The 21,286-nt window shown below is 70.9% G+C and carries 14 protein-coding genes; 9 read left to right on the top strand and 5 right to left on the bottom strand.

Annotated elements, in window-relative coordinates; genetic code table 11:
* The first annotated feature begins 52 nt into the window (after window positions 1-52).
* Together ABZV91_RS25390 and ABZV91_RS25385 are read left to right on the top strand one after the other, a co-directional pair.
* Window positions 53-1,531, top strand: a complete 1,479-nt coding sequence (locus tag ABZV91_RS25390) for an ABC transporter substrate-binding protein/permease (RefSeq protein WP_355246459.1) — start codon at window positions 53-55, stop codon at window positions 1,529-1,531.
* Complete coding sequence (locus ABZV91_RS25385; RefSeq protein WP_355246456.1) at window positions 1,528-2,319, top strand: amino acid ABC transporter ATP-binding protein; 792 nt, start codon at window positions 1,528-1,530, stop codon at window positions 2,317-2,319. The genes ABZV91_RS25390 and ABZV91_RS25385 overlap by 4 nt, the downstream gene beginning before the upstream one ends.
* A gap of 12 nt (window positions 2,320-2,331) precedes the next feature.
* Here the strand turns inward: ABZV91_RS25385 and ABZV91_RS25380 are convergent, their stop codons facing one another.
* On the bottom strand, window positions 2,332-2,631 hold the full coding sequence (locus ABZV91_RS25380) for an MGMT family protein (RefSeq protein WP_355246506.1): 300 nt from the start codon (window positions 2,629-2,631) through the stop codon (window positions 2,332-2,334).
* Window positions 2,628-3,404, bottom strand: a complete 777-nt coding sequence (locus ABZV91_RS25375; protein ID WP_355246453.1) for an alpha/beta fold hydrolase — start codon at window positions 3,402-3,404, stop codon at window positions 2,628-2,630. The genes ABZV91_RS25380 and ABZV91_RS25375 overlap by 4 nt, the downstream gene beginning before the upstream one ends.
* Before the next feature lie 180 nt (window positions 3,405-3,584).
* Between ABZV91_RS25375 and ABZV91_RS25370 the strand changes: the two genes are divergently transcribed.
* Window positions 3,585-7,532, top strand: coding sequence for a PD-(D/E)XK nuclease family protein (locus tag ABZV91_RS25370; protein WP_355246503.1), 3,948 nt, complete (start codon window positions 3,585-3,587; stop codon window positions 7,530-7,532).
* The gene (locus tag ABZV91_RS25365) at window positions 7,529-10,897 is read left to right on the top strand and encodes a UvrD-helicase domain-containing protein (protein ID WP_355246450.1); all 3,369 of its coding nucleotides are present in this window, start codon (window positions 7,529-7,531) and stop codon (window positions 10,895-10,897) included. The genes ABZV91_RS25370 and ABZV91_RS25365 overlap by 4 nt, the downstream gene beginning before the upstream one ends.
* Window positions 10,898-10,998: 101 nt before the next feature.
* On the opposite strand, the gene ABZV91_RS25360 is transcribed toward ABZV91_RS25365, so the two are convergent.
* Window positions 10,999-11,415 (bottom strand): hypothetical protein, encoded by a 417-nt coding sequence (locus ABZV91_RS25360; protein ID WP_355246447.1) that lies wholly within the window; start codon window positions 11,413-11,415, stop codon window positions 10,999-11,001.
* 134 nt (window positions 11,416-11,549) lie between these two features.
* Between ABZV91_RS25360 and ABZV91_RS25355 the strand changes: the two genes are divergently transcribed.
* The 5 genes from ABZV91_RS25355 (at window position 11,550) to ABZV91_RS25335 (ending at window position 17,675) form a co-directional block, all read left to right on the top strand.
* Window positions 11,550-12,614, top strand: a complete 1,065-nt coding sequence (locus tag ABZV91_RS25355) for a potassium channel family protein (RefSeq protein ID WP_355246444.1) — start codon at window positions 11,550-11,552, stop codon at window positions 12,612-12,614.
* A 40-nt stretch (window positions 12,615-12,654) separates the two neighbouring features.
* Complete coding sequence (nudC, locus tag ABZV91_RS25350) at window positions 12,655-13,584, top strand: NAD(+) diphosphatase (RefSeq protein ID WP_355246441.1); 930 nt, start codon at window positions 12,655-12,657, stop codon at window positions 13,582-13,584.
* Between the two features lie 201 nt (window positions 13,585-13,785).
* On the top strand, window positions 13,786-15,204 hold the full coding sequence (locus ABZV91_RS25345; RefSeq protein WP_355246438.1) for a zinc-dependent metalloprotease: 1,419 nt from the start codon (window positions 13,786-13,788) through the stop codon (window positions 15,202-15,204).
* A gap of 182 nt (window positions 15,205-15,386) precedes the next feature.
* Window positions 15,387-16,250, top strand: a complete 864-nt coding sequence (locus ABZV91_RS25340) for a TOMM precursor leader peptide-binding protein (RefSeq protein WP_355246435.1) — start codon at window positions 15,387-15,389, stop codon at window positions 16,248-16,250.
* A 105-nt stretch (window positions 16,251-16,355) separates the two neighbouring features.
* Entirely contained in the window at window positions 16,356-17,675 is a 1,320-nt protein-coding gene (locus ABZV91_RS25335) for an AarF/UbiB family protein (protein ID WP_355246501.1), read from the top strand.
* A 147-nt stretch (window positions 17,676-17,822) separates the two neighbouring features.
* On the opposite strand, the gene ABZV91_RS25330 is transcribed toward ABZV91_RS25335, so the two are convergent.
* Both ABZV91_RS25330 and ABZV91_RS25325 read right to left on the bottom strand, forming a co-directional pair.
* Complete coding sequence (locus ABZV91_RS25330) at window positions 17,823-18,104, bottom strand: WhiB family transcriptional regulator (protein WP_063062666.1); 282 nt, start codon at window positions 18,102-18,104, stop codon at window positions 17,823-17,825.
* A 675-nt stretch (window positions 18,105-18,779) separates the two neighbouring features.
* Entirely contained in the window at window positions 18,780-20,909 is a 2,130-nt protein-coding gene (locus tag ABZV91_RS25325; RefSeq protein WP_355246432.1) for an ATP-dependent DNA helicase UvrD2, read from the bottom strand.
* Between the last annotated feature and the right edge of the window lie 377 nt (window positions 20,910-21,286).

Below are 21,286 nucleotides of genomic sequence, written 5' to 3'. Positions count from 1 at the left end.
CCCTCCTCCGGAGGGCCGGATTCCGGTTCCGGCCGAAACGAGGGGGTCGCCGATGCGACAAGTGCTCCGGGGGATACTGCTGTCCCTGCTGCTGGTACTCGCCGGGGCCACGCAGGTGGGCGTGGCGGCGGCGCAGGAACCCGACCGGCCGGTGGTCCGGGTCGGCACCGAGGGCACCTATCCGCCGTTCTCGTTCCACGATCCGCACAGCCGCCGGCTGACCGGTTACGACGTCGAGGTGATCGAGGCGATCGCCGACCGGGCCGGCTGGCAGCTGGAATTCGTCGAGACCCAATGGGACGCGATCTTTCCCGCCCTGGATTCCGGCCGGATCGACGTCATCGCCAACCAGGTCTCGGTCAACGACGCGCGCCGGGCGAAATACGGCCTGTCCGACACCTACACCTATTCACACGGTGTCATCGTCCGGCGCACGGGCGACGAGCGCATCCGGACCCTGGACGATCTGGCGGGCCGGACCACCGCCCAGTCGAGCACCAGCAACTGGGCCCGGGTGGCGCGCGACGCCGGTGCCGACGTCGAAGCGGTCGAAGGATTCACCCAGGCCGCCGCGTTGCTCACCCAGGGCCGGGTCGACGCGATCGTCAACGACAACATCGCCGTACTCGACTATCTGGCCAGCACCGGGTCGACGGATATCGAGATCGTCGGTGACGCCGGGGCGGAGACCAGCGAACAAGTCCTCACCTTCCGCAAGGACGACTCGGCTCTACTCGACCAGGCGAACCGGGCACTCGCCGCACTGGCCGCCGACGGGACGCTCACCGCCCTCTCGCAGAAATACTTCCGGGCCGATGTCTCGGTCCCCGGCGGCGGCAGCGCCGACCTGTCCGAGGGGCGCGGCCACCGCGACACCTGGGAGGTGTTGCGCGGGGCGGCGTGGCCCATGTTCGTCGGACTGGTGAAGGTGACGATCCCGCTCACCGCGCTGAGTTTCGGGATCGGGCTCGTGCTCGCCCTGCTGGTCGCGCTCGCGCGGATCTCCTCCTACCGGATCCTGGCCGGGCCGGCCCGCGCGTTCGTTTCGATCATTCGCGGGACCCCGCTGCTGGTCCAGCTGTTCATCGTGTTCTACGGGCTGCCCCAGATCGGCTTGAAGTTCGACCCGTTCCTGGCGGCGGTGATCGCGTTCAGCCTCAATGTGGCCGGCTATGCGGCCGAGGTGATCCGCTCGGCGATCCTGTCCGTGCCGAAGGGGCAGTTCGAGGCGGCGGCCACGGTCGGTCTCGGCTACGCGCAGACGCTGCGTCGCATCATCCTTCCGCAGGCGACCAGGACCGCGGTGCCGCCGCTGTCCAACACTTTGCTCTCGCTGCTGAAGGACACCTCGCTCGGCTCGGTGGTGTTGCTGACCGAACTCTTCCGCGAAGCCCAGCTCGCCGCGGCCGAGAGCAATGAATTCCTCGCGCTCTACACGTTCGCCGCGCTGTACTACTGGGTGATCTGCGTGGCTCTCTCCGCCGGTCAGAAACGACTGGAGACCCGACTCGACAGGTATGTGGCGAAATGACCGACCCCACCGGCCAGAACACCGAACCCGCCCGGATCCGGGTGCGTGGCCTGGAGAAGTCCTTCGGCGACCGGCAGGTACTGCGCGGCATCGACTTCGAGTCGCGGCGCGGGACCGTGACAGTCCTGCTGGGGCCTTCGGGTTCGGGCAAGACCACCGTGCTGCGATCACTGAACGCGCTGGACCTCCCGGAGCGGGGCGTAGTCGGCATCGACGATGTCGAGATCGATTTCGCCCGGCTGCCGCGCGGCCGGGCGGGGCGCTTGGAGGCGAGCCGGTTACGTGCCCAGAGTGGAATGGTCTTCCAATCGCACAACCTCTTCCCGCACCGCACGGTCCTGGAGAACATCGTCGAAGGCCCGGTCGTCGCCCAGCGACGGCCCCGGGAAGAAGTGGTCGCCGAGGCCCGGACCCTGCTGACGCAGGTGGGTCTGGCCGACCGGGCGGACAACTATCCCTTCGAGCTCTCGGGCGGCCAGCAGCAGCGCGTCGGGATCGCGCGGGCACTCGCGCTGAAACCGCGGGTGGTGCTGTTCGACGAGCCGACTTCGGCGCTGGACCCCGAACTGGTCGGTGAGGTGCTGGCGGTGATCGAGGACCTGGCGACCCAGGACTGGACGACGGTGATCGTCACCCACGAGATACGGTTCGCGCGGCAGGTGGCCGATCAGGTCCTGTTCCTCGACGAGGGCGTCATCGTCGAGCGGGGGCCGGCGGAACAGGTGATCGGCGAGCCGCGGGAAGAGCGGACACGGCGTTTCCTGCGACGCCTGCTCGACCCGGGCTGATCGGCTGGGGGTTCAGTCGAACCGGTGACGGGCGGTCCGCAGCGGGACCCGGCCGTCGGCGACGGGCACGCCCTCGGCCGCGAGCAGCCGCAGCTGCCGGTCGGCGAGGTGGGCCGCCGGTCGGCCCGAGGCGCCCAGCACCCGATGCCAAGGCAGGTCGGCGGCGTCGGTGCGCATGATCCACCCCACGGTCCGCGGGGTGGACAGTCCGGCCGCCGCGGCGATATCGCCGTAGGTCGCCACCCGGCCCGGCGGAATCGCGGCGACCAGTTCGCGGACACGTTCGATCTGTTCGTCGCTGGTGACCATCAGAACGCGTCCCGGATCAGTGCCGCGGTCTGGCGCGGAAGGATCTGGGCGACCATGTGTTCGCAATCCCATTCGTGCACGGTCAGCGCCGCGCCCAGCCGGTCGGCCAGTGCGCTGCGGAATGCGGGCGTGACGAACGGTGGATCCACCTTCGTGGCCCGGACCAGCACGGTCGGCAGGCCGGGCTCGGGGAGTACCGGGTCGCGTGCGAGTTGACCCCAGTACGCGATGAGCGCCGCCGTATCCACCCGCCAGCGCACCCGGCCGCCCGCGGCCGGTACCAGGTGCTCGTCGAGTTCGGCGCGCAGCAGCACCGGTGCGACCGCGCCCCAGCCGGTCGCGAGCTTGTCCATCCGGGCTTCGTCCACATCGGTGTAATCGGGCGAGCCGAGCGTGGCCTCGGCGACCTCGTGCAACCACGCCGGGTCCAGTGCGACGGCCGGATCGAGCAGGACCAGTCCGCGCACCAGCTCCGGGTGCCGTCGTGCCAGATGCAGTGCGCACGCACCGCCGAAGGAATGGGCGGCCACCAGCACGGGTTCCTCGGTTTCGGCGGTGATCAACGCCACCAGATCGGCGACGATCGTTTCGAGATCCCAGGGCGGCAGTGCGGTGGAACGGCCGTGTCCGCGCAGGTCGGGGGCGATCACCCGGATATCGGGCAGATATTCGGTGGCCAGCGCCTCCCAGCGCTTGCCGTGGCCGGTCAGGCCGTGCAGGGCCAGCAGCACCGGGCCGGTCGCCGGGCCGAAACGGTGAACATGCAGTGTGGACACGATGACATTCTTATCCGAGCGCTCCGACACCGTGGCGGGTGCCGTTCCGACGTGGTACCGGCGGTGTCGGCCCCGTCTGTTGCAATAGCCGTCGTGGTGCGTTCGGATAAGCCGGTGCGGCTGGTGCGCCGGAAAGCGGCGGCTCCCCGGGCTCGGACCTGGGGAGCCGATATCGGCGCGCTGTTCGCCGCGCCGCCGCCGGCTACCACCACGCAACCCGGCCCGGATCGGGTCTGGCGGGTGCTCGGGGGGCCCGGTACCGGTAAGACCGCCCTGCTGATCGATGTGGCCGCGACGCGGATCGCCGGCGGTGCGGATCCGGAATCGGTGCTGCTGCTCACCCATTCCAAACAGGCCGCCGCGGCCGCCCGCGACGCGCTCACCGAGCGGCTCGACAACTGGACGGTGTGCGCCCCGGCGATCGAGGTCGTTGCGCCCGCGGACGGAACGGCCCGTGCCGCCGAGCCGGCGGCCGACCCGCTGTTCGCGCTCGCCGAGCCGGTGCCCCCGCCCGCCGCGGTGCCCGGTGCCGTCGGCGCGACCCGGGAGCCGCTGGCCCGCACGGTCCACTCCTATGCCTTCGGGATCCTGCGCCGGCAGGCCGCGCGGTACGGGAATCCGCCGCCGCGGCTGCTCACCGGTGCCGAACAGGACGCGGTGCTGCGCGAGATGCTGCGTGGCGATCTGGCCGATATCGCCGCCGGAGCCGGTGACCTGTGGCCGCGGCGGTTACAGCCCGCGCTGGGTCTGACGGGGTTCGCCGACGAACTGCGCGATCTGATGCTGCGGGCCACCGAACGCGGGCTCGGCCCGGAGGATCTGATCGAGCTCGGCCGGCGCCGGGACCGTCCCGACTGGGTCGCGGCCGGCGGTTTCGCGCTGCGCTACGAACAGGCGATGCTGCTGCGCTGGTCGGTCGGGGTGGCCGCGCCCGAGGCGTCGGCGCCCGCCCTCAACGCGGCCGAACTCGTCGGCGCCGCCCTGGACGCGCTGGCCGCCGACCCCGAACTGCTGGCGGCCGAACGGGCCCGGTTGCGCTGTCTGCTGGTCGACGACGCCCAGCATCTGGATCCGCAGGCGGCGCTGCTGGTGCGGGTGCTGGCGGCCGGAGCCGGGACCACGGTGATCGCCGGCGATCCCGATCAGGCCGTGTACACCTTCCGCGGCGCCGATTCGCGGTTCCTCACCGAGGACGTCCCGGCGGGGCGGCGCATCGTCCTCTACGACAACCACCGGTCCGGTCCGGCGATCGTCACCGCCACCGCCCGGATCGCGTCGCGGCTGCCGGGGCTCGTCCCGCATCGCACCACCCGGGCCGATCTGGGGCCCGCGGAACGCGGTGACCTGCCCCCGGATACCGGTGCCGAATTGCCCGTCCCGGCGGAAGTGCGGGTACGGGTGCTCGGCAGCCCGGCCAAGGAAGCGTCATTGATCGCCGACCATCTGCGCCGCGCGCATCTCACCGAGGGCGTGCCCTGGTCGCGGATGGCGGTGATCGTGCGCTCGGTGCCGTTGCTGCTGCCCCCGCTGCGCCGGGCCCTGCTGGCGGCCGGGGTCCCCATCGCGCAGCCCGCGAACGATATCCCGCTGGCCCGGCGCCGCGGTGCCGCCTGGATGCTGCTGGCCCTGCGGGCCGTGCTCGCGGGCGAAGCCGCACGCCGCGGCACCGGGTCCACCGAATCCCTGTTCGGCCCGGACGAGGCGCTCGACCTCCTGGCCGGACCACTCGGCGGGGCAGACGCGATCAGCCTGCGGCGGCTGCGGCGCGGGATCCGCCGCGCCGCGGTGGAACTCGCCCGCACTGCGGAGCCGGAACTCGCCCGCACCGCGGAGCCGGAACTCGCCCGCACCGCGGAGCCGGAACTCGCCCGCACCGCGGACCCGGAACTCGCCCGCACCGCGCACGCGGATTCTCCCGGCCCCGCGGACCTCGACCGGGCGGGCACTCCGGGTCCGGCGCCCACCTCGGTCCCCGGCCGGGACGAAGTCGCTGGTCCCGACTCCACCGACATGCCGGTTTTCCCGCCCGAACCGGTGGACGAGCCGCCCGTACCCGATCCCGAATCCGCCGAGGATCCCCTCGGCGAGTTCCCGCCCCGCGATCTCTTCGCCGAGGTCAGCCGGCACCGGGCCGACGCGGATTGGTTCGGAGTCGACGAGGAATATTCCGGCGCCGATCCATGGGACGGACTTCCGCCGGAACCGCCGGCGGCCGAAGAGGACGCCCCACCGGAGCCCTACCCCGCCGACAGCGACGCGCCCGACATCGGAACCACGGATGACCCTGCCGATGCCCCCGGAGCGGCTCGCGCGGGCGCGGGGTCCCCGGCCGGCGAACCGGATGCCGGCTCCGTGCGGCGGGTCCCCGGCGGTGCCGTCTCCGACCGGCCTTCCGTGGAGGTGCTGCGCGACCTCCTGCTCGGCGCCGGTGACGACCGGATCGTGGCCGGTCTCACCGAGGTCGAACTCGCCCCCCTCGAGCGGGCGGCCCGCGCTCTGGACCGGGCCCGCCGTGTCCGGCGCGCGGGCGGCGGTCTGGAGGATGTGCTGTGGGCGCTGTGGACCGGGTCGCGGCTGGAACGGCGCTGGCTGGCGCAGTCCCGGCGTGGGGGAGCGGCGGGTATGCAGGCCGATCGCGATCTCGACGCCGCGGTCGCGCTGTTCGACGCGGCGGCCGCCTATACCGACCGCCTGCCGGGCGCGACCATCGAAGGTTTCGTCGAATATCTTCTCCAGCAGCAGATCCCACAGGATCGGACCGTAGGAATACAGCGGGAGGAGGCCGTGGATCTGCTGAGCGCGCATGCGGCGGCCGGCCGGGAATGGGAGGTCGTCGCGGTCGCCGGTGTGCAGGAGGGGATCTGGCCGGATCCCCGCCCACGGGGAACACTGCTGCACACCGAGGATCTGGTGGACGAGGTCGCCGGTATCACCGAACGCGTCAGCCGGGCCGCGCCGATCCTGGCCGAGGAGCGGCGGCTGCTGTTCGTCGCGTGCAGCCGGGCCCGCCGGTCACTGCTGGTGACGGCGGTGGAATCGGTGACCGGCGACCGTGATCTGGTGCCCTCCCGGTTCCTGGCCGAACTGCTCGGCGGTGAGACCGGCGGGGAACCCGGTGCGCTCCCGGTCGCCGAGCCCGGCCGGGTGCTGGCCCTGCACGCGCTGATCGCCGAACTGCGCGCGGCGGTCTGCGATCCCGGCGCCGGGGAAGAACGCCGCCACCGTGCCGCCCGGCAACTGGCCCGGCTCGCGCTGGCCGGGATCCCCGGTACCGCGCCCGACGACTGGTACGGGGTGCCCGAGCTCAGCTCTACCGAGACCTTGTGGGACGACGACGCCCCGATCGCGCTGTCGCCCTCCACGGTGGAGCTGCTGCGGACCTGTCCGCTGCGCTGGGCACTGGAGCGTAACGGCGGATCCGACGGCGAGAATCCTCACGCCGTCAAGGGAACTCTGGTGCACACGCTGGTCCAGGCGCTGGCCGGCCGGGTGCCGCTCGATCAGGTGCGCGCCGAGCTGGCCCGGAGCTGGTCCGCGATCGATCCCGAGACCAGCTGGTACTCCCGGCAGGAACTGCGCCGCACCGAGGCCATGCTGGACGCGTTCGTCGCCTGGGTGCGTACCACCCGCGGTGAACTCACCCAGGCCGGGATCGAGGTACCGGTCGACTGTGTGCTGCCCGCGCCCGGCGACGATGCGCCCGAAGTCCGTATCCGCGGCCGGATCGACCGGCTGGAACGGGACGCCGCGGGCCGGTTCGTCATCGTCGATGTGAAAACGGGGAAGAACCCGGTCAGCGAAGCCGACGCCGCCCAGCACGCGCAGCTGGCCACCTATCAGGTCGCTGCCGCGGCAGGCGCCCTCGAGGAGAGTGCCGGCGATCCCGAACCCGGTGGGGCCCGGCTGGTGTACGTCGGGTTGCCGGCGTCCAGCGGGGTGGCGAAGGAGCGGGTCCAGCCCGCGCTGGACGCCGAAGCGCTGGAGACCTGGCGCGAGACCATCCACGCCGCGGCCGCGAGCACCGCGGGCCCCGGCTTCCTGGCGATGCGCAACGAGGGCTGCCGGCATTGCGCCGTGAAGAACAGCTGCCCGGTGCAGGACGCCGGGCGCCAGGTGACCGACGAGTGAGCGCCCGGGTCTCGCCGGAACAACTGGCCGACGCACTCGGGCTCCCCCCGCCGACCGCGGAACAAGCCGCGGTGATCGCCGCACCGCCCGGACCGGCGCTGGTGGTGGCCGGGGCGGGCGCGGGCAAAACCGAGACCATGGCGGCCCGGGTGGTCTGGATGGTGGCCAACCGGCTGGTCACGCCCGAGGAGGTGCTCGGGCTGACCTTCACCCGCAAGGCCGCTCAGCAGCTGACCGCCCGGATCCGCACCCGGCTGGCCCGGCTGGCCGGGTCCCGGTTGCTGCGTGACCTCGACCCCTCCGGCGAACTGCGCGCCACCCTGGCCGGTGCGGAACCGGAGATCAGTACCTACCACTCCTACGCCGGCCGGTTGCTGAGCGAACACGGCCTGCTGCTGCCGGTGGAGCCGTCGGCGGCGCTGCTCACCGAGACCCAGCTGTGGCAGCTCGCCCATCAGGTGGTGCGCGGCTGGGACGGCGACCTCGACACCGACCGTTCGCCGCTGACGGTCACCGAGGCGGTACTAGCGCTGTCCGGGCAGCTGGCCGAACATCTGGTGGAGCCGGAAGAACTCGCCGAGGCGCATACCGAACTCGAGAAACTGGTGCACACCCTGCCGCCCGGACCGCGGCAGCGCGGCGGGCCGAACAAGGACCTGCTGTCGATCCTGCGCGCACAGCGCGAGCGGGTGGCGCTGCTGCCGCTGGTCCAGCAGCTACGAGAGACGCTGCACCAGCGCGGCGCCCTGGATTTCGGCGCCCAGATGTCGCTGGCGGCGCGCCTGGCCGCCGAGCACCCCGACGTCGCCACCGCCGAACGCGCCCGCTTCCGGCTGGTGCTGCTGGACGAATACCAGGACACCGGTCACGCTCAGCGCATCCTGCTGTCCGCGCTGTTCGGTGCCGGTTACCCGGAGTATCGCGGCGCGCGACCGCGCGAGCTGTCGGTGACCGCGGTCGGCGATCCCATGCAGTCCATCTACGGCTGGCGTGGCGCCTCGGCCGCCAATCTCCCGCGTTTCACTACCGATTTCCCGGTCGCCTCCGGTGTCCCGGCGCCGGTGCTGCCGCTGCTCACCAGCTGGCGCAACCCGCCCGAGGCTCTGGATCTGGCGAATATGGTGGTCGAACCACTGCGCGCGGCGGCCCGGGACAGCGGCGGTGTCACCGTCGACCCGTTGCGCCCGAAACCCGGTGCGGAAGCCGGCGTGGTCGCGCTGGCGCTCACCGATACCGTCGCGAGCGAACGCCGGTGGATCGCCGAACGGATCGCCGCGCACTGGGCGGTGGCCCGGGACGCGGACCGGCCGCCACCCACCTCCGCGGTGTTGATCCGCCGTAACGCCGACGCCGCCGAACTCGCCGAAGAGTTGCGGGCCCAGGGGTTACCGGTCGAGATCGTCGGTCTGGGCGGGTTGCTGTCGACACCGGAGGTCGCCGATATCGTCGCCACCCTGCGCCTCATCGCCGACCCCGCCGCCGGGAGCGCCGCGGTGCGGATTCTCACCGGTGCCCGCTGGCGGATCGGCAGCGCCGATCTGGCCGCGCTGGCCCGGCGGGCCCGGGAGCTGTCCATCACCCGCGACCCCGGCGGCGATATCACCGACTCCACCACCCTGGCGGCGGCCCTGCACGAGGTGGCCCCCGAACCCGCCGAACGGGCCGGTCTGGCCGACGCCCTCGCCGATCCCGGTCCGGCGGACCGCTATTCGACGGCCGGATACCGGCGGCTGACCGCGCTGGGGCGGGAACTGGCGTTGCTGCGCGAACGAGCGGCACAGCCGCTCACCGAGCTGGTCGCCGATGTGGAACGCACCATCGGTGTCGGTGTCGAGAGCCAGGCCCGGCGCGCGCTCGCGGGTTCCGGCGCCGGACGCGAACACCTGGACGCCTTCGCCGAAGTGGTCGCCGGATTCGCCAACGACACCGGGGCCACCCTCGGCGGTCTGCTCGCTTTCCTCACCGCCGCCGAATCCGTGGAGAACGGGCTGGAACCCGGCGAGGTGGAGGTCGCTCCGGACCGGGTCCAGGTGCTCACCGTGCACGCCGCGAAGGGGCTGGAATGGGAAGTGGTCGCGGTACCGCACGTCACCCGGGACGTTTTCCCGTCCACCCGGGGGGTGAACACGTGGCTCGGTGCGCTGGCCGAACTGCCCACCTCGCTGCGCGGTGACCGGGCCACCGCGGAATCCCCGGACGGTGTACCGGTTCTCGACCTGTCCGATGTCACCGACCGTGCGGAGTTGCAGCGCGGCCTCACCGCGCACAAGGAAGCGCTGGCGCGGCGCCGGCTCGACGAGGACCGCCGGCTGTTCTACGTCGCGCTCACCCGGACCGAGCGCGTCCTGCTGGTCTCCGCGCACCACTGGCCCGAGACCGGCGACAAGCCCAAAGGTCCCTCGGAATTCCTGCTCGAGGTGAAAACCGCCGCCGAAAAGCCCGGCAGCGGGATCGAGATCGCCTGCTGGGCAGCCGATCCCGAGCCCGGTGAACCGAATCCGCTGGCCGCCACCCCGGTGACCGCTTCCTGGCCCGCCGACCCGCTCGGCGCCCGCCGCGCCGATATCGAAGCGGGAGCCGCGCTGGTGCACGCGGCGCTGGCGGAATTCGCCGCCGGCGCACAGGAGCCCGAATCCGGCGACGATCCCGACGGCTGGATCGCCGATGTGGACGCGCTGCTCGCCGAATACCGGGCCGGTGCGGACGCCGCGGTAGAGGTCGAACTGCCCACCCAGCTGCCGGCGACGGCGCTGGTCGAGATGCGCGCCGATCCGGACCGGCTCGCCGCCCGGCTGCGGCGCCCGCTGCCCTACCCGCCCAATCCGCTGGCCCGCCGCGGCACCGCCTTCCACGCCTGGGTACAGCGCTGGTTCGCCACCGATCAGTTACCCGGTTTCGACGATCTGCCCGGCGCGGCCGACGCGGGCGCCGCCGCGGACGCCGAGCTGGCCCGGATGCAGGACGCGTTCCTGTCCTCGCCCTGGTCGGCGCGCCGGCCGGTGGAGATCGAAGTGCCGTTCGAGACCACCATCGCCGGGGTGGTGATCCGCGGCCGGATGGACGCGGTGTTCGCCGAACCCGGCGGCGGCTGGACCGTCGTCGACTGGAAGACCGGCGCCGAACCCGGACCGGCCGACGAAGCCGCGGTGGCGGTGCAGCTGGCGGTCTACCGGTTGGCGTGGGCGCGGCTGCAAGCGGTGCGTACCGGGGAGACCGAGCAGCGGATGCTGGACCGGATCGGCGCTGCCTTCCACTATGTGCGCAGCGGTCGCACGGTGGCGCCCGAGCGTCTACCTGGCCCGGAGGAACTGGTCGAGCTGCTCACCGATTCGACCCGCCGAGACGGGGACGAAAGTCAGGTGTAGTTCCCCGGGAGGTCGTCACCGGGTGCTCCTGCCGGCAGCATCCCGAGCGGTTGTCGGTTCTGTGGCCGGACAGCGCGTCGATCACCCGCCGCGCACGCCGGTCACTGGTCCGGTGCGGCCCGGCGGCTCACCGCCAGCGCGCCGGTGATCATCGGCCACTGCAACGGCAGCCGCAGCACCGAGATGGCCTTCAGGAGTATCGGTGCCTTCGGATCGCGCACCGAGTCCGCGGCGAACTGGATATTCGCCGGGAACACCGCGACGAACAACAGCGCGGCCAGCCGGCCGCCGAGCCGCCGGGTCCGGGGGATCAGCAGCGCGGTCCCCACTCCGATTTCGGCCACTCCGGACCAATAGGTGTAGGACCGCGCCTTTCCGGGCAACTGCGAGGGGACGATCGAATCGAACGGTGTGGGAGCCACGAAATGCAGGACGCCGGCGCCGAGGAGCAGCGCGGCCAGTCGAAGCGCCGGGGTGCGACCGGAATCCGGTGCGCCCGCCGGGGTGGTATCTGCCATGGCACCACCATAGAGACCGGCCGCGAGTGGGTGCCCGACGTGACGGCGGGCGAGCGGGTAGGCTCCCGAGCTGTGTCGGAGGGACTGACAGTGACCGGTGTGCGTGACGACCGGACCGGTGAAAGGCGTCGCCGGTGAGTTCGCGGTTCGCCGATCTCGGGAATCGGGCCCGCGGCGCGGCCGGCCCCCCGGATTTCGCCCTGGTCGGGCTTCTCCGTATCCCGGAGGTCCAGAACAGCCCGTGGATCTCGCTGACCCGGCGGGTGCTGTTCGCGATCGGTCTGCTGTGTGCCGCCTCGATCGTGGTGTACCTCGGCCGCGACGGCTACCGGGACGGCGCCGATGATTCGGTGACCCTGCTGGACGCGTTCTACTACGCGACCGTATCGCTGTCCACCACGGGGTACGGCGACATCACCCCGGTCACCCCGTCGGCCCGGCTGGTGAACATCTTCGTCATCACCCCGTTGCGAGTGCTGTTCCTCATCGTCCTGGTCGGCACCACACTGGCGGTACTCACCGAACGTTCCCGCCAGGCCTTGAAGATCCAGCGTTGGAGGCGCACCGTGCGTAATCACACTGTCGTCGTCGGATACGGCACCAAGGGCCGCACCGCCATCGACGCCATGCTCGGTGACGGCGTACAACCCGCCGATATCGTCGTCGTCGACATGGACGCGGTGAGCTTGGAGGCGGCCTCGACCGCCGGGCTGGTCACTGTGCACGGATCGGCCACCCAGTCCGATGTGCTGCGGCTGGCGGGTGTGCAGAACGCGGCCTCGGTCATCGTGGCCACCAACCGCGACGACACCGCGGTCCTGGTCACCCTCACCGCCCGGGAACTCACCAAGAAGGCCAAGATCGTCGCCTCCATCCGGGAATCGGAGAACACCCATCTGCTGCGGCAGTCCGGCGCCGATTCGGTGGTGGTGTCCTCGGAGACCACCGGCCGGCTGCTCGGCATCGCCACCACCACGCCGAGTGTGGTGGAGATGATGGAGGACCTGCTCACTCCGGAGCACGGTTTCGCGGTCGCCGAACGCGAGGTCGAACCCGGTGAGGTCGGCGGGTCACCGCGACATCTCAGCGATATCGTGCTCGGCGTCGTGCGCGACGGTGAGCTGGTGCGGGTCGGAGAACCCGCGGTCGACGCGCTGGAGTCGGGGGACAAGCTCCTCTACATCCGTCGCGCCCGCTGACCGCGCCGCGGCCGTTACCGGGTAGCGATACTCTCGAAACGTGGCCGTATTCCAGCTCAACCAGATCCCCCTGCTGGCCCGTTCGACGCTCGACCGTGCCGATCACCTACGCACCGACGAGCAATCGCTGAAGGAAGGCTGGGCCACGGCCCGGCTGCTCCGGGTGGGACCGCGCGGCACGGTGCGCTTCGAGTCGGGGGCGCTGGTCTGGGAAGCTGCCCTCGAGCTGGCGGCCGAGCCGAGTCCCGACGCCGTGTTCCTGGGGGTTCGGGACGGAGTACACCTGTGGGCGGTGCAGGACAACGCGCTCACCGGCGACCTGAAGGATCTGCGCCGGCTCGCCGACGCCTCGATCGACGATTTCACCGCTGGGGTGCTGTCCACCGCGCTCGCACTGATCAACTGGCATGCCGGCGCCGCGTACCACGGGCAGGACGGCACGCCGACGATGCCGGCCAAGGGCGGCTGGTCCCGGGTGGCCGAGGACGGGCGCGAGGATTTCCCGCGCACCGACCCCGCCGTGATCTGTCTCATCCACGACGGCGGCGACCGGGTGCTGCTGGGCCGGCAGGCGACGTGGCCGGAGACGATGTTCTCGCTGCTGGCCGGGTTCGTGGAGGCGGGGGAGTCACTGGAACGGTGCGTCGAGCGGGAGATGCGCGAAGAGGTCGGGCTCGACGTGCGCGATATCCGGTACCTGGGCAGCCAGCCCTGGCCGTTCCCGCGTTCGCTGATGCTCGGTTTCTGTGCGCAGGCCGACCCGGCCCAGCCGCTGGTCTTCACCGACGGTGAGATCGCCGAGGCGCACTGGTTCACCCGCGACGAGGTGCGCACGGCGCTGGCGGCGGGCGGTTGGCGGTCCCGTCCGGAGGAGGGCGAGCCCGCCCCGGCCGGCGGCGCGCGGCTGTTGCTGCCCGGCTCGATCTCGATCGCCCGGACGATCGTGGAATCCTGGGTCGCCGCGGGGTAGCGGTTCGGCAGCTCCTGAGGAGACCGGGGCCCGGTCCCCCGGCACTGCGATGTTCACCCAGCGCGAAGACCGTCCGGGCAGACGGACCGGGCGGTTCGCCGCGCCTACTATGGACGACATGCAGCTTCACGAAGCGCCCGACAGCGGCTCGCGCGCGCTCCCCGGACAGCACCCGGACGCAATGCCGGCGGGTGAGGCGGAATGAGCGACCTCCCGTTCGGCTTCTCGCACGGCGACGACGACGATCGCGGCCGCGGCGACAAATCGGGCGGCGGCGGTAACGATCCCTTCGGTTTCGGTGCCGGCGGCGCCGGTTTCGACCCGGCGGCGCTGGGCCAGATGCTCTCCTCGTTGGGGCAGATGCTCAGCGGTATGGGTCAGGGAATGGCCGGTGGGGGCGGCGGCGGCCCGGTCAACTACGACGTCGCCAAGCGGCTGGCCCGCCAGCAGCTCGGGAAAACCGTCCCGCCCGTATCCAGCGGTACCGCCGCCGCGGTCGCCGATGCCGCGCACCTGGCCGAACTGTGGCTCGACGACGCGACCACCTTCCCGGCCGGTGCGACGAGCACCGTCGCCTGGACCGCCGACGATTGGATCGAGAAGACCCTGCCCACCTGGCAGCGGCTCTGTGACCCGGTCGCTCAGCAGATCTCCGGTATGTGGACCGCCGGGCTGCCCGAGGAGGCCCGCGAGATGGCCGGCCCCATGATGGGGATGCTCGGGCAGATGGGCGGGCTCGCCTTCGGCTCGCAGCTCGGCCAGGCGCTGGGACAGTTGGCCAAGGAGGTGCTGACCGGCACCGATATCGGCCTGCCGCTGGGCCCGGCCGGTACCGCCGCCCTGCTGCCCACCGCCATCTCGGAGTTCAGCGAGGGACTCGAGCAGCCGGAGAGCGAGATCATGGTGTTCCTCGCCGCCCGCGAGGTCGCCCACCAGCGGCTGTTCGTCCATGTGCCCTGGTTGCGTCAGCAGGTACTCGGCGCCGTCGAGGACTACGCGCGTGGGATCACCATGGACTTCTCCGCCCTCGAGGACGCCGCCCGCAATCTCGATCCGTCCGCGCTCACCGACCCGTCCAAACTCGAGGAAATCCTGGCTCAGGGCAGTTTCGAGCCGCAGACCACGCCCGAGCAGAAACAGGCGCTGGACCGGCTGGAAACCCTGCTCGCCCTGATCGAGGGCTGGGTCCAGGTGGTGGTGGCCGCGGCGGTAGGTGATCGGCTACCGGGCGCGGGCGCGCTCGCCGAAACACTGCGCCGGCGCCGGGCCACCGGTGGTCCCGCCGAACAGACCTTCGCCACCCTGGTCGGTCTGGAGTTGCGTCCGCGCAAACTGCGCGAGGCCGCCACCCTGTGGCAGCGGCTCACCGACGACGCCGGTATCGACGCACGTGACGGCGTGTGGGCGCATCCCGACCTGCTGCCCGACGCCGCCGACCTCGACACGCCCGCCGGGTTCATCGATTCGGTGATCGGCGGTGGCGCGGGCGCGTTCGACGATCCGCTCGCGCAGTTGGCGGCCACCGAGGCCGCCGAACGCGAGGCGGTGAAGACCGAGGACGAGGACGGCGACCAGCGTCCCGATACCGATCCGGAGGATCCGGAGTCCGGTAGGAAGTAGCGATCGACGGGCCCCGGCGGGATCTGGCGGGGCCTGTTCCGCACGACTTTTCGCGACCGCCCACGCGGTTGTCGCGGGCACCCGCTCACCTCGGTGAAACCGAGTTGTCCACAGGGCGAGAACCTGTGGACAACTCGCCGCGCGAACCCGTTGCGCCGCATCGGGGCTCGCATACTTCCAGCATGACGATGCTCCGGCCACGCGCCCCCCTGCTGCATCCCCGGGTGCCGATCCTGGTCCGATCCACCGGGCAGGTCCAATTGGGCTGGGATCCCGATACCGCGGTGCTCTGTGAGGCGCCGGGTCTGGAGACCCAGCAGGTGCTGGGTTTTCTCCGGCTGATCGACGGGCTGAACAGCAAGCCCGCGATCATCTGGCGGGCCCGCTCGCTCGGTGTGGAACCCGGGCAGGCCACGGCCCTGTTCGAGGTGATCGATACCGCGGGCCTCCTGGTCCACCCGCCCCGGCCGGCCGGGCGGGTGCGGTCGATCCGGGTGCACGGCATCGGTCCGCTCACCGACGCGATCGCCGCGGGCCTGCGCGATCTGGGAATCCGCCCGCAGCGCTCGCGCGACTACCGCGGTGAAATCGACGGCCGGACCCGCCCCGCCGATCTCGTGGTGCTCGCCGACGCGCTGATCCCGGATCCTCGGCTGGTGCGCGATCTGTCCCATGCGCGGACCGCCCATCTGGTCGTGCGGCTCCGCGACGGGAAGGGGATCGTCGGCCCGCTGGTCCAGCCCGGCCGGACCAGCTGCCTGCGCTGCGCGGATCTGACCAGAGTCGATCACGACGCGGAATGGCCGCGGCTGGCCGCGCAGCTGCTCGGCCGAACCGGTCATGCGAGCCCCGCCGGCATCGCCGCGGTGGCCGCGCTGGCGCTCGGCGAACTGGAGACGATCATCGCCTGCGAACCGCGTTTCCCACCGGAAACGCTGAACAGGACCCTCGAGCTCGATCTCGATACCCGGTTTCTCGATCGCCGGTCGTGGGCGCCGCACCCCCGCTGCGGTTGTCTCGGAAGCCCAGTCGGCGAGTCCGTGTGAGGACTTTCACATTCGAGGTCGAGGGTAATTCTCTCCGGTTTTACGTGGCAGTGAAGCACGGTTGTCGGCCATGATGGGAGAGTGTCTGAGATCGTGCGCCGGCCCATGTCCCGCAATGCGAAGTTGGCCAAGATTCCGCTGGGAGTAGCGGGGCGGGCCGCGGTCGGTTTCGGCAAGAAGCTCGCGGGTGGCGATCGCAAAGAGATCAACACCGAGCTGAACCAGAAGGCGGCCGAACAACTCTTCGCGGTACTCGGGGAACTCAAGGGCGGCGCGATGAAGTTCGGCCAGGCCCTCAGTGTGATGGAGGCCGCAGTACCGGAGGAGTTCGGCGAGCACTATCGCGAGGCCCTCACCAAACTGCAGGCCGCCGCGCCCCCGATGCCGGCCGCCACCGTGCACCGCGTCCTCGACCAGCAGCTCGGCACCGATTGGCGGAAGCGGTTCCAGTCGTTCGAGGACACTCCGGCCGCATCGGCGAGTATCGGCCAGGTACACCGGGCGGTCTGGTCGGACGGGCGGCCGGTCGCGGTGAAAGTGCAGTACCCGGGGGCCGACGAGGCGCTGCGCGCCGATCTGCGCACCCTGAACCGGATGACCGGCCTGTTCGCGAAGGTCATTCCCGGCGCCGATGTGAAACCGCTGCTCGCCGAGATCACCGAGCGCACCGAAGAAGAACTGGACTATCGCAACGAGGCCGCGAATCAGCGGGCATTCAGTAAGGCCTACGACGGACATCCCGAATTCGTGGTGCCCAAAGTGGTCGCCAGTGCGCCGAAGATCATCGTGAGCGAATGGCTCGACGGCACACCGGTTTCCACGATCATCAGCGCCGGCCAGGCGGACCCGGAGGGCACCCGCGCGCTGCGCAACCGGGTGGCCGGCCTGATGGGCCGGTTCCATTTCTCCGCTCCGGAAACGGTGGGTCTGCTGCACGCCGACCCACATCCGGGCAACTTCATGATCACCCCGGAGGGCAAGCTCGCGGTCATCGATTACGGCGCCTGCGCGCCGCTACCGGGTGGATTCCCGGAGATGCTGGGCCGGATCCTCGCGCTGGCGGTCGCCGAGGAATACGGCGAACTCACCGAGCTCCTGCACGCCAACGGCTGGGTGCAGCCGGGGCGGACGCTCACCGAGACCGAGATCGAGGAGTATCTGCGCCCGTTCACCGACCCGATCCGCACCGAATCGTTCCACTTCACCAGGCGCTGGATGCAGCGGGTGGCGGGCAAGGCTACCGATTACTCCTCGCCGGAGATGAAAACCGCGCGGGCGATGATGTTGCCCGCCGAATACGTGATGATCTTCCGGGTGCTGGGCGGCTCCATCGGCATCTGTGCCCAGCTCGACGCCGAGGTGCCGTTCATGCAGTTGGCCGCCACCTGGCTGCCCGGGTTCCGGGAGCAACGGGACAGCGCCTGAAACGCTCAGCGCGTGGCTGTTCTCCCGTTCCGGTGATCGCCGCGCGAATCGGTACCGGTACGGAAGCGAACGAGCCGCTCATCGGCGAAGCGATGAGCGGCTCGTTTCCGGTGTGGGTGGGTGTCCGCGAGGGACACGGAGTGTCGGTCAGACACAGCTGGCGACCTTGCGCGGCCGGCCGCGCGGGCGCTTACGGGCGATGACGACCCCCTGGTCGAAGATCTCGCCGCCCCAGACGCCCCACGGCTCCCGCCGATCGATGGCCGCGGTCAGGCAGCCCTTACGGATCGGGCAGGAAGCGCACAGCGCCTTGGCCTCTTCCAACTGGACCGGGCTCTCGGCGAACCACAGATCGGGATCGCCCGCCCGGCAGGGCAGGACGCGCTGTCGCTGGTCCCCCGGATCGGTTGCCACGGTGCTACACGCCACATCAGTGGTGGCCGACGGCCAGCTCTGGGTGGTGGTGACCACGTCGTTCTCCTTCAGCTTGTTGTGCAGCGGTTCGGTGTTCGTTCTGCGAAACCGGTGCCTTGTGGGCTGAAGGCCAAAAAAATTCTGGCCACGGTTTCGCATCTGCGTCCCGTGGCCAGGAGGTGTGGGGGTTGATCCCTACCTTGGTCGGCTGTGGGGCCGCCTGCTCACGGTCGCTCGGTGTCCATTGCGAAGGCTTTCCGGTCGCTTATCTGCCACTGCGGGTGCTGCGGCGGGATCGATAGCGAAGGAGCCGACGGCTGCCAGAGCAGCCCCCGGGTGCCAGTTCACGACGGACTGGTCCTGCGATTCGACGATGTTCGGCTGATGCGAATAGCGGATGCGCGCCTGCTCACCGGCAAAATCGAGGCAGGACAGGCCGGTCCCCTGCGAAGCGAGGAACCCCCGGGAAGCAGCGGACGACCGCATATTCGGCGCTACGGTGACGAAGCCGTAGTTCGTTGTGCCGTTCATCTGACTGCCTCCCTCCTGTACTCGTGGTCGTGATCTCAACTGTGTCAACTATGCGCGTGGATGTACCCTCCCGAGCGCGATTTCCACCTTAAGCAATCTCGTCGGTGTCGACAACCTATTTTCTACCTGCAGTTTTGCCGGATTCGGCAGCGAGTGCGACTATCGGCCGGCGATCGCGCGGCGCCGGGACCGGATGATGGCCAGCACCTCGGCGCCGTACTTGCGCATCTTGCCCTCGCCGATACCCAATGCGGCCAGCGCGGCCTCGTCCTCGGGCAGCTGCTCGGCGATCGCGGTGAGCGTGTTCACACCGAGGATCCCGCGCGGGTCCACGGCGAGTTCGGCCGCCTTCTCCCGACGCCAATCCTGGAGGGCGCCGAGCAGTTCCGTATCCGGTTGTCCCACACAGTTCTTGCACCGGCGCAGCAGCAGCGTCTCCGAATCGAGCAGGGCCCGGCCGCATATCCGGCACGCCGGCCGGTTCGCGTCCGCGGCGGGATGGGCCGGGGCGGCGATCCGGGACGCCGGGGAGCCGTCGGGCACCAGCCCGGCGAGGAACCGGGAGCGCCGTCGCGGCCGGCGGTCACCGTCACCTCGGCTCAGCGCCCACGACAACCGTAGATGGATCCGGGCGCGGGTCACCCCCACATAGAGCAACCGGCGTTCCTCCTCCAGCGCCGCCACATCGGCGACCGACCCGTCACCGTTGAGCGTGTAGGAAATCGGCAGGGTGCCGTCGGTGAGCCCGGCCAGGAATACCGCGTCCCATTCCAGGCCCTTGGCCGCGTGCAACGAGGCCAGGGTCACGCCCTGCACTGTCGGTGGATGCCGGGCCTCGGCCCGCGCGGCGAGTTCGCGCAATAGTCCGGTCCGATCCAGCTCCGGTTCGTGTTCGACGAGTTCCTCGGTCAACCGGACCAGCGCGGTCAGCGACTCCCAGCGCTGGCGGGCCTGCGCCCCGGCCGGCGCGGCAGTCGTGAGGCCGATCGGTGCCAGTGCGGCGCGCACGAGACTCACCAGGTTCTTCCCGGTCCGCGACGCCTCGGGCAGATCGTCACGTGCCGCCGCCTTGCGCAACTCCTGTACCGCCTGGCGTACCTCCGGCCGTTGGAAGAAGCCCTCACCGCCGCGGACCTGATAGGCGATCCCGCGCTCGGTCAGCGCCTGCTCGTAGGCCTCCGATTGCGCGTTGATCCGGTACAGCACCGCGATCTCGGCGGCCGGGGTGCCACCGGCCAGGAGTTCCTCTATCCGGCGGGCGATATCGGCCGCCTCCACGGCGAGCTCGTCGTATTCGGCGAACTCCGGCTCCGGCCCGTCCGGCCGTTGCCCGACCAACTGCAACCGGGTCCCCGCGATCCGGCCCTGCGCCATCCCGATCACCCGGTTGGCGAGATCGACGACCTGCGGAGTCGACCGGTAGTCGCGCTCGAGCCGCACCACGGTCGCCTCCGGGTACCGGCGGGAGAAATCCAGCAACCGGCCGGGACCGGCGCCGGTGAACGAATAGATGGTCTGATTGGCGTCCCCGACGACGGTGAGATCGTCGCGGTCGCCCAGCCAGGCGTCCAATACCCGCTGCTGTAGCGGGGTGATGTCCTGGTACTCGTCGACCACGAAGCATCGATAACGCTCCCGGAACTCGTCGGCGACCGACGAATAGTCCTCGAGCGCGGCGGCGGTGTGCAGCAGCAGATCGTCGAAGTCGAGCAGCAGCCCCTCCGGCGTGGTTTTCACCGATTCGTAGGCGGCGTAGACCTCCGCGACCCGGGCGGCCGCGAACGGCGTGTCCCGCCGGTGGGCCTCGGCCGCCGCGACGTAGTCCTCCGGGGCCACCAGCGAGGACTTGGCCCATTCGATCTCGCCGAGCAGATCCTTCACACTCTCGGTCCCGGAAGCCAAGCCCACCCGGTTCGCGGCCTGCGCGACCACCGGGAACTTGCCGTCCAGCATCCGCCACGGCACCTCACCGACCACTTGCGGCCAGAAATAGCGCAGCTGCCGGAGAGCGGCGGCATGGAAGGTCCGAGCCTGCACGGTGGAGGCGGTCGCCCCCAGCCCCAGTGCCCGCAGCCGCGTCCGCATCTCCCCGGCCGCCCGGGCAGTGAACGTGACCGCCAGCACCTGATCCGCCCGCACCTGCCCCGCCGCCACCAGATGCGCGATGCGATAAGTGATGGTTCGGGTCTTCCCGGTACCCGCACCGGCCAGCACACAGACGGGCCCGCGCGGCGCGCGGACGGCGGCGGCCTGCTCCGGGTCCAACTCGGAAAGATCGACAGCGCCCACCCGAGCAGTGTATAGAGGCCCCACCTTCGGCGGCGCGGGGTCGAGGCCCCCCTCGCTCCCGCCGTGCGGCCCTCGGGACTCGCGCTTCACGCATGCGATGTGCGGCCGGCCGTCCAGGGAGTGCGACCATCCAGCACCTTCGGCCGAGGACGGGACGGACCTCGACCCTCCCAGAACCTCGCTGAACTCGGCACCAGAAGGGCCCCACAGTTGCTGAACGCGATCAGCCCCCAGGCCGCCCGAACCGTCCAGTCGTCATCCGATCCGACCATCGAATGCCACCGCAACCCCATGCGTCGAGTCTTACGAGACACCTCCAAGGGTTGAGGCCCGTCTCGCCGTTTCGGCCTCGAAGCGCATGCGCCGCAGGCGCGAGT

The organism is Nocardia sp. NPDC004568 (assembly GCF_040609955.1).
Classification (GTDB): Bacteria; Actinomycetota; Actinomycetes; order Mycobacteriales; family Mycobacteriaceae; genus Nocardia.
Note: the sequence above shows the minus strand (reverse complement) of the source record. Positions and strands in the feature narration are given on the sequence as shown.

Excerpts from the sequence above, each read along its gene's own strand:
- ABZV91_RS25390 (WP_355246459.1), top strand. The coding sequence starts at position 53 with ATGCGACAAGTGCTCCGGGGGATACTGCTGTCCCTGCTGCTGGTACTC.
- ABZV91_RS25385 (WP_355246456.1), top strand. The coding sequence starts at position 1,528 with ATGACCGACCCCACCGGCCAGAACACCGAACCCGCCCGGATCCGGGTG.
- ABZV91_RS25360 (WP_355246447.1), bottom strand. The coding sequence starts at position 11,415 with ATGGCAGATACCACCCCGGCGGGCGCACCGGATTCCGGTCGCACCCCG.
- ABZV91_RS25345 (WP_355246438.1), top strand. The coding sequence starts at position 13,786 with ATGAGCGACCTCCCGTTCGGCTTCTCGCACGGCGACGACGACGATCGC.
- ABZV91_RS25340 (WP_355246435.1), top strand. The coding sequence starts at position 15,387 with ATGACGATGCTCCGGCCACGCGCCCCCCTGCTGCATCCCCGGGTGCCG.
- ABZV91_RS25335 (WP_355246501.1), top strand. The coding sequence starts at position 16,356 with ATGTCCCGCAATGCGAAGTTGGCCAAGATTCCGCTGGGAGTAGCGGGG.